This window comes from Mycobacterium sp. IS-1264, assembly GCF_001954195.1.
Lineage (GTDB): Bacteria > Actinomycetota > Actinomycetes > Mycobacteriales > Mycobacteriaceae > Mycobacterium.
Window position 1 is genome coordinate 159636 of sequence record NZ_MBES01000010.1, and the last position, 11298, is coordinate 170933.

The following is an 11298-nucleotide window of genomic DNA, read 5'->3' on the forward strand; positions in this document are numbered from 1 at the left end:
TGGTCCCCGGCTTGCGGCGCCGCGCCGTGGGCCTCGCGGCGGCCCCGCGCACCGGCAGCGCCGAATTGACGGTTAATTGTCATGCAAACCTCCCCTGAATTTCACCAAGGGTAAACCTGGCTCTCTGCCACAGCGCTGATTAGCTGCTGCCGGTTGCCTGTGAGGTCGAAAGCCGCCGTTCCCAGTGCTAAATGGCGTAGTTCAACTGGTTCCCTGCGCCCGGCAGCGCGCCCCCACGGTTGCCGAACGCTCACGTGAACAACGTGGAGCTTGTGAGATAGTGCGAGACGGCCTACTACCCCGCGGCCGGCGGGCGCGCCACGAAAGTCACGCGGAAGCCGTATTGCGGCACCGCGCGGCCCTCCCCCCGAGCGCCCATATGTCCGGCCACCGGTACCGAGGGCGTGCTGGCCGAGACGGGTGGGGCCGTCCCATCCCCCGGGGCGCTGACGAGCGTCGAGGCGAGCGGACTGTGCACCGGGGCGGGCGCGGCCCAGCCTTGCGGCACCGACAGCGGGCCGACGAGACCTCCCCTGCCCATGGCGGCGGTGACCGAGTTGACCAGGGTCACGCCGCCCGGCGGACCCTCCACGGCGCCGGCCGCCGTTGCGCTGGCCGCACCTTCCGCTGCGTCGGCAACGCCGCCGCCGGCTTGATTCATCGACATGAAGTCGGAGGCAACGCCAAGGTATCTGGCCGGCATGTAAAACCCGGACCCGAAGATGGTGTTCCAGATATTGGCGTTGGGCCCAAAGTTGTTCCAGATCGGGGAATTCAGGAGATCGTCCAGGCTGGCCGGGGCAGACGCCGTCGTACCGGCCGGCGCTGCCAGACTCTGTAAACTGCCGGGCACCGCGGACATCAGCTGCGAAACCGTGCTTTGCCCGGTGCCCGCCGACGTGGCCGCGGCCTGGCCCACCGCGGCCGACTGTGCCGGCGACGCGGCGGAATTGGTGGTCTCCGTGGGCGGGTCGAACGGCGTCAGCTGGCTGGCGACCGCCGAGGCACCGGCATAGCCGTACATGGCCGCGGCGTCCTGGGCCCACATGTCGGCGTACTCGGCCTCCGTGGCCGCGATCGCGGGAGTGTTCTGGCCGAAGAAGTTGGTGGCGATCAGCACCATCAGCTGAGCGCGATTGGCCGCGATCACGGGCGGCGGCACCGTCGCGGCGAACGCGGCCTCGTAGGCCGCGACGGCAGCCTCCGCCTGGATCGCGGTTTCCTCCGCCTGCGCCGCGGTGGTGCTCATCCATGCCACGTACGGCGCGGCCGCGGATGCCATTGAGGCCGACGCCGGGCCGTACCACGCCTGGCTGGTCAATTCCGAAAGCACGGAGTCGTACCCTTGCGCGGTGGCCCGCAATTCCGCGGCCAGTCCATACCAGGCCGAAGCCGCGGCCAACAGCGGGCCGGCGCCGACCCCCGAATACATGCGGCCCGAGTTGATTTCGGGAGGAAGCATGGCGAAATCCATTGGCGCGGTCATTCGTCAGCCTCCTCCCCTTTTTGCTAGGCGGTGTCAGGTGGCCCCGTGGGCGCTGGTGCGCACTAGGGGCGATTGGACAAGCGCACTCCGCAGCTGCGGTTATCCCGCCGAGGGCGGGCGTGTGACGAACGAGGGTCTGAAGCCGTACTGGGGGGGCATGCTGCGGCCGAAGCCCTGGCTGCCGGCCAGCGGCACTCCGGGCATGCCTGCTGCCATCGCCGGCGGCGGTGCCACCATCGGTGTGGCATTGATTGCGGAAGACAGCTGGGGCGCGGCCCCCGTCCAGCTCGCCGGTACCGTCAGCCCCCCAACCTGGGGTGCCGCGCCCAGCCCCGCCGACACGGTGTTGCCGACGGCGCCGAGGCCGCCCGCCGGAGAGACCGCCTGCACTAGGCCGAAGGCTGCCGCTCCGTCCGCCGCGGCGCCGGCTGCCTCGCCCGCGCCGGCGGCCGCGTCGCCCGCGCCTTGGGTCATGAAGTTGGAGGCGGTGCCTAGGTAGTTGCCCGGCATATAGAACCCGGAAGAGAAGATGGTGTTCCAGATATTGGCGTTGGGTCCAAAGTTATTCCAGATCGAGGAATTCAGGAGATCGTCCAGGCTGGCCGGGGCGGACGCCGTCGAGGCCGCCGGGGAGGCCATGCTCTGCAGCGTGCCCGGGACCGACGTCATCAGCTTTGACAGCGTGCTTTGCCCGGTGCCCGCCGAGGTGGCCGCGGCCTGGGTCACCGCCGCCGACTGAGCCGTGGTCGCGGCGGGGTTGACGATCGGTTGAGGCGGGTCAAACTCGGTCAGCCTGCTCGCCGCGGCCGATGACCCGGCATAGCCGTACATCGCGGCGGCGTCTTGGCCCCACATCTCCCCGTATTGGGCCTCCGTCGCCGCGATCGCGGGAGCGTTGAGGCCCAAGAAGTTGGTCGAGACGAGCGACGCCAGGTGGGCGCGGTTGGCCGCGATCTCTGCCGGGGGAACCGTGGCCGCGAAAGCGGTGTCGTAGGCCGCCGCGGCGGCCTCAGCCTGGGCGGCGGTCTCTTCGGCTTGCACCGCGGTGGTGTTCATCCACTCGACGTAGGGTGCGGCCGCGGCCGCCATCACCGCCGATGCAGGACCATGCCATTCCTCGTCGGTCAGTGCCGAAAGCACCGCCCCATACGACAGCGCCGTGGACCGTAGCTCCGCGGCCAGGCCCTTCCATGCCGACGCCGCCGCCAGCATCGAGGCCGAACCCGCCCCGGTATACATCCGAGCCGAGTTGACCTCCGGAGAAAGCATCGCAAAATCCAGCGTCACTGTTCGCGTCCCTCTCTTACTAGTTGCGATCGCGTGGGGGTTGAGAGCCCTCCTAGTTAGGCAAGGCTAAGCTAACGGAGAGCTCATCACGCCACAAGGTCCCGCATCCCGCACGTCGTGCCGGGCACTGCCATGCCTTGGACAGTTGCTGCCCTACCAGCCGGCGTTTGGCGTGAATTGTGTTGCGGTCAAGGCGAATCCAACACCATTCGGGTGACCGGTAGCCGTCGTCACCGCTTCCGGATGCCTAATGGCAAGCGACATCGCCCCCTCCTCGCGTCGCGTTGCAGATGGATTGCTGGCGCCGTCGCGCGCCGCCGCGGCGAGGCCGAGCAAGACACTACACCGAAACGATAACCGTTTTCATTAGGAGCCGATGAGGCGGGCCGGGGTTGCCGGGCCAAGCACGATCAGGACCGTGGAAACGTGGCCGTGGTCGGTCGTAACGAAATGGTCGTCGCTCTGGAAGACGGAATATCGTCGGGGCTCATTTCGCTCTCACCTCCTCACGGCCAGGGCACACGGGGGTGCCAACTGCGTCGCACATTGGGGAGGAGGCCCGAGTAGCCACCCAGGCACCGCACCCCTCTCGTCAGAGCTTTGGCACCACACGGCGTATCCGGATCGAACCGGAAGCCACTTGGGCTCAACCCTTAAAGCCGGGAAGAGCTGTCCTGACCCTGGGCGTCTCTCGACGTTCGAGGTCAGTGGCCTATATCCATGTAGACGCCTCACCTAGCGAGGTGCATACGAAGCCATGGTGGCATTCGGACCGGGGCGAGTCAACTTAGCTGCCGGCCGATTTGCGGTGCCGCGAAAACGGCGCGCTAGGTCGACTTCTTCTCGGCCACCGCCGCGCTCAGGCCCTCGGCCAGGTCGTCGCTGGTGAGCTCCTTGAACCGCAGCAGGTCGCGCTCGCTGAATTCGGTTGTGTCGCTGGACAGTACGGCGTCGAGGTCCTCGTCGTCCAGGCGGAAGCTTCGGTGGTCGCGAGCCTTTTCCACCACATTGCGCACAAAACCAGCGTTGCCGAGCGTATCGATACCGCGGATCAGATCCCCATCTTCCGAGTAGCTTTCGTCGAGGTAGAACTTCGTGTACGACGGCAGCAACGCCTGGGCCGATTCGTCGGTGATGACATCCTCGTTTTCCCGCCCCATCAGTTGGGTCAGCGCGACAAGTTCGTCCGGGGTATAGCTGAAGAACTCGATCACAGTCGAAAAGCGCCGTCGCAGACCCTGATTCACCTCGAGCATCTTGTCCATTGCCTTGGCATAGCCCGCACCGAAGACGACGAGCTCGTCGCGATGATTCTCCATGTACAGCAGCAGCGTATTGATGATCGCATTGCCGTAGGGGTCGCCCTGGTGATAGCCGCGCTCGTGCAGGGTGTGCATCTCATCGAAGAAGACCGCCCCGCCCAATGCGCCCTCGAGCATCTCCTCGGTGTTCTTCTCCGCGTCGGCCATGTAGCGCCCCAATAGCTTGGTGCGGCTGGTCTCCACCACCAGCGGCTTGCGCAGCACGGTGAGCCCGCACAGTTGCTTGGTGAACGCCCGCGCCACCGATGTCTTGCCGGTTCCCGGCGGCCCGAGCAACAAGGTGTGGCGCGATGTCACGGGCACCGGCAGCCCCATCTTGGCTCGGGCCAGATTCACCTTGGTCGTCGATTTGATGAGTTTGATTTCGCGTTTGGCTTTTTCCATGCCGAGCATCGCGTTGAGCTCGGCGTCGCCTTCGGCCAGATATTTGGCGGCCTCCTCGGCGTGGCGGGCGGCTTCCGTCTGAGCGCGGGTCGGCGCGCTGTCCGGGTCCCACGGGTCCGTACGGGCCTCGATCGTCTCCGGGTCGGTCAATATCAGCCGATAATCGCTGTTGTCCAACGCTTCCCGGGCCGGCGTGAATTTGGGATCCCGCGAATACACCCGGCGTAACAGCTCGGCGGCCTCCTCCTCGCGACCGAGGTGGCGCAAGCACATGCCTTGGGTGTAGAGCGCGACGTTGGCGGCACCCGGCACCCGGTCCGCCTCGATGGCCGCCTGGCCGCGCCGGACGGCCTCCTCGAACACCCCGAGCGACGCCAGGGCGGTGGTGGCCATCGCCGCACCCGCGGCTTTGAGTTCGGGGTTGCGCCAGACCTTCCCCTCGGGGAACTGCAGGAGCACGTCCGGCCATCGCCCGGTGCGGAAGTACAGCACGCCGCGCACGTAGGTGACCAGCTCTTCGTCGAATGGATGCCTGGGCTCGACGCCGTCGAGCAGTTTCGCGGCTTCCTCATAATGTTTCGCCTCGGCGAGCGCCGCGGCATATGCGCAGGCGAGCGACTCCCCGCTGGTGACCGCCAGCCGCAGGAACAGCCCGTCGGATACTTCTGGCCGGAACTGCAATTCGGTGACCCCGAGACGGCGGATCTCCCACCCGAACGTCCTGATCGACGCCCACGCGCCGGCGAGCACCTCGAGGCTCTGGTCACCGGCGAGCACCCGCGCCAGCCATGCGTCGCACATGTCGGGGTCGATGGTGGACGCCAGGGTGAACATCTGCAATGCCACCTGCGGGTTGTGGCTGGGCTGCAGCCCGTTGACCGAGATGCCGGACGCCAGCAGGCCGGCGACCATCGCGTTACGGGCGTCCTCGGGGGTTGATTGCGGACGACTCATTGCGCTGCAGGCAAGGCCGCAGCGTTCTCCCGCACCTGGGCCACCGGCAGCACCAACTCATCGCCCTCCAGCAGGTCCCGGGTGGGCACCACCAGTAAGGGCCGAGCGGTCGGGGCGGGCAGGCTGGCACGCACCGCTGCTAGTTGGCGGCCGGTGAGCCGGTTGAGTCCGTGCGGCAACCCCTTGGGGGTTCGCTTGTCGCTGTGGTAGCGCACCCACGCGGAAACCAGCGGCCGGCCGCCCGATGTAGTGAGCCGGATGGTGACCACGGTCGCCTCGGTGTCGGGCTGCCACAGGTCGTCGATTGCCTCCGTGGTGATGTCCGACGGCGTCAACCAAAAACTGGTCGCGAACCCGTTGAAATGCTTGAGGTAGCGCCAGCCTGGGCGGCTCCAGGTCGGTTCGAGATCGGCCAGCACGGCCTTGTCGACCTCGGCGAGCTCGTCGGCCGTCAGCGGCCGGGCCGCGCAGCCGTGGCCATCGAGGTCTTGGGCGAGGCGTTCGGTGGCCGCGACCAACGTCGACGCCAACGAATCACGGGCTGCGACGGCGGCGACGTTGCGCTGGGGATTCATCCGCAGAACCAGCCAGGTGCGGCGCACATACGAGGCGGGCTGGTCGCCCACCACTTCCCACTCTTCGGGCCCCCAGTCGTCGAGCTTGGACAGCTCGGCGGCGTTGCCGCCGCGGCGTATCTTCACCGACACGATGTCGATGCCGTCGAGGTGGATGTCGAACTGGTGCAGCCCCTCGGCGACCGCCTGCACCAGCAGGGTGGGGGCCGACGCCGTCGTGCGATGGTGGCGGTGGCGTCCGGGAACGTCCTCCTCACCGCCGTCAACCGCGATCACTGAAATCAGGCGGCCCGCGTACTCGCGCACCCCGACCGTATCGCGTCCGTACTTACGCTGGTAATCGACTGCGGGCGTGCAGCCGGCGGCCAGCGCGGTGCCCGGATCGGCGGACCAGTCCCACAACCACGTGGCCAACCCGGAGGTGAGTGTGAGGCCGTGGTGGGTGACCAGCGACAGCAGCGTCACGATCGCCGCCAGGCCGACCCCGACCCAAAAGGCGATGCGGTGCTCGCCCTGCCAGGAGTCTGGGCAGTGGCTGGCCACCAGCAGGATCACGACGTCGACCAAGAACACCGCGGTGACGCGCAGCCACGACAACGACAACCCGAATCTGCGTTGAGGATTCATTACTATCGTCGCTCCGCCCTCATTGCTGCTTCCGTCGCTTCATCATCGTCGCGACACCGAATATTGCCCCGCCGATGAGTAGTGCCCCGGTCAGTCCGCCGGCGGCCACCCACACGGGCACCATATCGCGGTGCGGGGGCGGTTTGGGCACCGTCAGCGGCGCCGACAATTGCTGCGGCGGTTTTGCCGGGCCTTCGGGCACATCCCAGGTCAGCGCCGCCACCGGGTCGACCACGCCGTACCCGATCTGGTTGTCCACACCGCGCGCGGGCGCCCTGGCCGTGCGGGTCAAGCGGTTCATGACCTGGTACGCCGACAGTTGCGGGAACCTGGCGCGGACCAGCGCAGCCACCCCCGACACGATCGCCGCCGAGAAGCTGGTGCCGGCCGGAACCAACAGTGTGTTGTCCGGGCCGTCGATCGCGTTGATCAAGCCGTCGTCGCGGGGCGAGAGCCCGATGACGTCGGTTCCCGGTGCGGCGATGCCCACCCACGGCCCGGCGATGCTCGACGAACCTTGGCCCTGACCGCCTTGGGTCATCGGCCGACCGTCCGGGTCCACCGCACCGACCGTCAGCACGTAGTCGCTGAACCAGGATGGCGTGACGACGGTGGTGACCGCGTTCCAGTTGCGAGGATCCTTGGGCTGCAACGGATCGAAGATCGGGTTTTGCTTGCAGTCTTTCTTGCTACTGTCCCCGGCCGCGGCGATGATGACGGCGTTCTTGTCGACCGCCGCGTAGCGGACCGCCGCACCCAGCGAGCGCTGGTCGATGATGTTGCGCGCACTCATGCAGGTGACATCGGAGATGTTGATGATCTGGGCACCCAGGTTTGCGGCATGCACGATCGCCCGCGCCATCGTCTCGACGTTGTCGACCTTCGCCCGGGTCTGCGGATCCTCGTCGCCGGTGTAGGCATCCTTGAGACCGAACGCCTGGCTGGACTGGCGGATCGCGATGATGTCGACTTCGGGTGCGACTCCGCTGAAGGCGTCGGGCGCCTGCCCCGCGGGTGGCGGGGGCGGCGGTGGCGGCTTCGGCGGGTCGAGTGGGCGCGGGTCGACGGGGTTGTCGACGCCGATGATGTGCTTGCCACCGGAGTAGCTGGGGATGGTCACCGTGCCCGAACCGCCGCGATTGCCCGACGGGGCCTGACCGGGTCCCGGGGCTGGGCCCCCCTGAGCCGGTGCCGGCGGTGCCGCCGGCTGTTGCTGTTGCGGCTGCGGCGGCCATCCCGGTATGCCGAAGGGTCCCGGCGCGGCGGGAGGAGCTTCCGACTGCGGCGGCGGGGGAACCATTGTCACCGTCTGCGGCAGCGGCGACAACGTAACCGTCTGCGGCGGAGGCGCTTTCGGGGGCGGTTCGGTGGTCGGGATGGTGACCGGCTTGCGCGGTCCCGCGGGCGGCGGTGTCGCGCCGCTGGCGGGGGCCGCGCCGATCATTGACGCCACGATCGTCCCGTGGGCGTCGCAGTCCGACAATCCGTCGCCGCCCATGACGTAGTCGCCGCCGGGGATCAGGTGCTGGAACCGGGGGTGGGGGCTCACGCCCGTGTCGATGACGGCGACTTTCACCCCGGCGCCACGGCCGAACTGCCAGGCCTCCTGCAAGTTCAGCATGTCCATGTACTTCGGCTGCAACCGAAAATCGGTGCCGGGCAGCACCCCGACCTCGGTGCAGTACGAATTCTGCTTCATCGGCGCCGGCGGTCCGGGCGGACCGTCGGGCGGAACCGCGCCGGGATCGACGGTAGGAGGCGAGATCGCGTACGCCGGCGGCAGGCCGGCTAACGCGCCCGACGTGAGCAGGAGGGCAGCGACGGTCGCGCGGGATGCGCGACCACGCCACACCTTGGTGCTAGCGGTACCGAATCGCCGCATAGACGTTCATCAACCACAATGCCAACGGGAAGATCGGCATCAGGCAGAGGTATTCGATCCACTCCACGAACTTGCGGAACAGCGGGCTGTAGATCGTGTTGGGCACAACCGCCGCGGCCATCAGGCCCGCCGCCGGCAGCAGAACCAGGATCCCGGTGCAGATCGCCACGGAGAGCGGCGAGTGCAGCACCAGCGCGTAGCGCACCACCACCGTGCCGACGATCAGCACGGAGGTCGCGGCCAAGGTGATCGCCTGCCAGCGGTCGACGTAGGAACGCCCGCGCAGCATCAGGAACCCGGCGCTGAAGCCGGCGAGCAATAGCGGCAGCCACCGTTGACCGGTGTGCGGATCGGCCAATGCGGCCAGCGAAACCACCATCAGCACGCCCAGTCCGATCAGCAGCCCGGTCAGGAACGAGCGTGCCCGTTCCGCCTGCAGCAGCACGTCGCGCACCGATGCGGGCCCTTCCAACACCGGCGGGCCACCGTCGGAGCGCACCACGGTGGTGGGCAGGTCGGGTCGAGCCTCGAAAACCCAGCGGCTGGTGGCCGACGGGAACACCGGCAGCCGAATGCCGGCCAGCCGGCGAGACATCGCCGGGGCGGCGTGGTAGGCCAGCACGCAGACCAGCACCACGCAGCTGAACAGCGTCACCGCACTGCTGTTCGCGACCATCCGCGCCAGGGCGGCGATCGCCGCCACCGCGCCGACGGTGATGATCGCGGTGTAGGTGCCGAGCCGGCGGCCGGTGAAACGCAGGGCCAACATCGTCGAGATGGTGAGCACCCCGAAGCCCAAGACCGCGTGCGGGGAACCCACCCCGCCGGGCGGTGCGGCTGCCGCGGTGACTGCCAGGGGCGCCAGGCCACTCAACAGCATGATGTCGCCGACGCGCCGATCCGCGTCGGTTTGGGCCCGTGCCAGCAGCAACATCGACACGCCCAGCACGACGACGGCGATAACCGCGGAGTAGATGGTGGTCAGCCACGAGTTGTGGTGGAAGCGCCACCAGCCCAGCAGGGCCGTCGCGGCGATAACGCCGGTGGCCACCATCGAGGCGCCGACCTGAACGGCGATGACGGGGTCGATCGCGGCGAACCTCTTGCTGAGGTTCTGCGAAACGGCGGTGGAGATGTGCTCGACGACTTGCGATCGCTTCTCGGTGTCGACGATGAAGCGGATCCAGAGCCGGTCGCCGTCATAGATGTCTTGCTCGGTGAGCGATTGCGTGGCCCGCAGCGGCGTGCCGTCGACCAGGCACAACGCCCATTTGCCGCGGCCCTTGGCTTCCAACGGTGTCTCGCCGAGCTCGCGCAGGCGGCTGTTGACCACCTTCAGCAGCGGGTCGGTCATCACCGAGACGGGGGCATTGGCATCGAGCAGGACGCCGATCTGGACACCCTCGCCGGCCATGATGCCGACCACGACGGCCCGAGGCTGCGAGATTCCCTCGATGTCGGGCTGTGGTGCTTCAACTACCGCAGTTACCGCAGTCATCGCTGCGCACCCCCTTGCTTGGTGGGCCCGAACAATTCGGATTTCATCTGTCTCGCCCTCGCGATATTAGTTGTTGTGGCTTTGCTGGCGAATCATCGTTAATGATTCTAGAGAAGTATGCCGTGTTTGCCCCTCGGCCGCACGTTCTGGGCAAAGACGTTGGTAAACACTATGTTTCGCACGCTGATTCACACCCTGCGGTGGGTTTTCCACTCGCCGTAAGGCAGCGTATCCAGGACGGTTTTTATACCGACCTGGACCAATTGCGGGGTCGCTGGGCAGATGGCCAGCCACGCCTCCCCCGAACCCGCGGTTCGGGCCTGTTGATAAAGCGCGATCCGGCCGCCCGAACCGTCTTTGAGCGAAAGCACCGAGGCGCTCGGGCCCTTGGCGTCGTCCCGGTACTGGCGGGCGTAGACCGCGACCTCGGCCGCCGGGTCCGACAGCGCCTGCCCGAGCGCGGCGACCGTGGCCGCACTGATGCCCATTCGCCGGAGATCTCCGCCGGAGAACACGTTGAAGCCCGACTCCTGCCACGACTTCGTTACTTCCAGCATCTCCTCTAGCGGCACGTTGACCGCGTTGATCGCCGCGGGCTCCGCATGATGAATCGACTCGAGTCCGTCCAGGACGAGTGACGCGATCGAGGCGCTGTCCGCGACGGCGACGTCGTCAACCGTGATGTCGTTGCCAACCCGAACCGCCGATACCCAGTGCTGACCGCGCCGGGCCAGCACCACGCGGAACTCGTTGTCGGGGATATCGCGGGAGCCGGGCGGCTGGTTCTCGTCGTCGACCACGCCGTAGAGCAGCTTGCCCCGCGACAGCAGGGCGATGACCTCGAGGTCAGGTGCGGCGAGCACCCGCATCCGAGCGGCCACCTGCTCCTGCACCTCGTTCAGTTCGCCGACGACGATGCCCTGCTCGCGCATCACCGCCATGCCGGGGTGTTCGTTGAGCCAGTCGCTCGAGTCGGTGGAGACGTACGGCCGGCACCGCAGTTCCGGCGCGACATGCCGAATGTCGAGCAGCGCCTGCAGCATCCAGAAGCCGTCGACGTTGACGGTGATGTCGGTGCGCGTGGTCTGTGAATCCATCAATTCCTCGAAAGTCGACGTGCTCGGATAACCGCAGGACGCGGCAGCACACCACATATCGGTGTGCTGCCGCGCCTGAAGTTGGTGTTAGGCCCAGCTGGACCCAACGGCGCTGTCGGTGCTGGCCATGTTGCTGCCGGCGGTCTGCACCTTCTGGCCGTGGGCGTTGGCCTGCTCGTAAATCAC

The 11298-nt window shown here is 67.4% G+C and carries 7 protein-coding genes, 1 pseudogene and 1 riboswitch; all 8 genes and pseudogenes read right to left on the bottom strand.

What is annotated here, in order from left to right; translation table 11 throughout:
- Positions 1-295: 295 nt before the first annotated feature.
- Positions 296-1486, bottom strand: a complete 1191-nt coding sequence (locus tag A5744_RS02740) for a PPE family protein (protein ID WP_076058133.1) — start codon at positions 1484-1486, stop codon at positions 296-298.
- Positions 1487-1585: 99 nt separating this feature from the next.
- Positions 1586-2755, bottom strand: coding sequence for a PPE family protein (locus A5744_RS02745; protein ID WP_076058158.1), 1170 nt, complete (start codon positions 2753-2755; stop codon positions 1586-1588).
- 595 nt (positions 2756-3350) lie between these two features.
- Positions 3351-3523: riboswitch (M-box (ykoK) riboswitch) on the bottom strand.
- A gap of 77 nt (positions 3524-3600) precedes the next feature.
- Positions 3601-5433, bottom strand: coding sequence for a type VII secretion AAA-ATPase EccA (eccA, locus tag A5744_RS02750; RefSeq protein WP_076058135.1), 1833 nt, complete (start codon positions 5431-5433; stop codon positions 3601-3603).
- On the bottom strand, positions 5430-6635 hold the full coding sequence (eccE, locus tag A5744_RS02755) for a type VII secretion protein EccE (protein ID WP_076058137.1): 1206 nt from the start codon (positions 6633-6635) through the stop codon (positions 5430-5432). The genes eccA and eccE overlap by 4 nt, the downstream gene beginning before the upstream one ends.
- 19 nt (positions 6636-6654) lie before the next feature.
- A complete protein-coding gene (locus tag A5744_RS02760; RefSeq protein ID WP_076058139.1) occupies positions 6655-8517 on the bottom strand; it encodes a type VII secretion-associated serine protease mycosin in 1863 nt (620 codons plus the stop codon).
- Complete coding sequence (gene eccD / locus A5744_RS02765) at positions 8495-10015, bottom strand: type VII secretion integral membrane protein EccD (RefSeq protein WP_076058140.1); 1521 nt, start codon at positions 10013-10015, stop codon at positions 8495-8497. The genes A5744_RS02760 and eccD overlap by 23 nt, the downstream gene beginning before the upstream one ends.
- Before the next feature lie 188 nt (positions 10016-10203).
- Positions 10204-11112, bottom strand: a complete 909-nt coding sequence (locus A5744_RS02770) for an ESX secretion-associated protein EspG (protein ID WP_076058142.1) — start codon at positions 11110-11112, stop codon at positions 10204-10206.
- A gap of 87 nt (positions 11113-11199) precedes the next feature.
- A pseudogene (locus A5744_RS02775) lies at positions 11200-11298 on the bottom strand (type VII secretion protein EsxI); the annotation flags it as partial.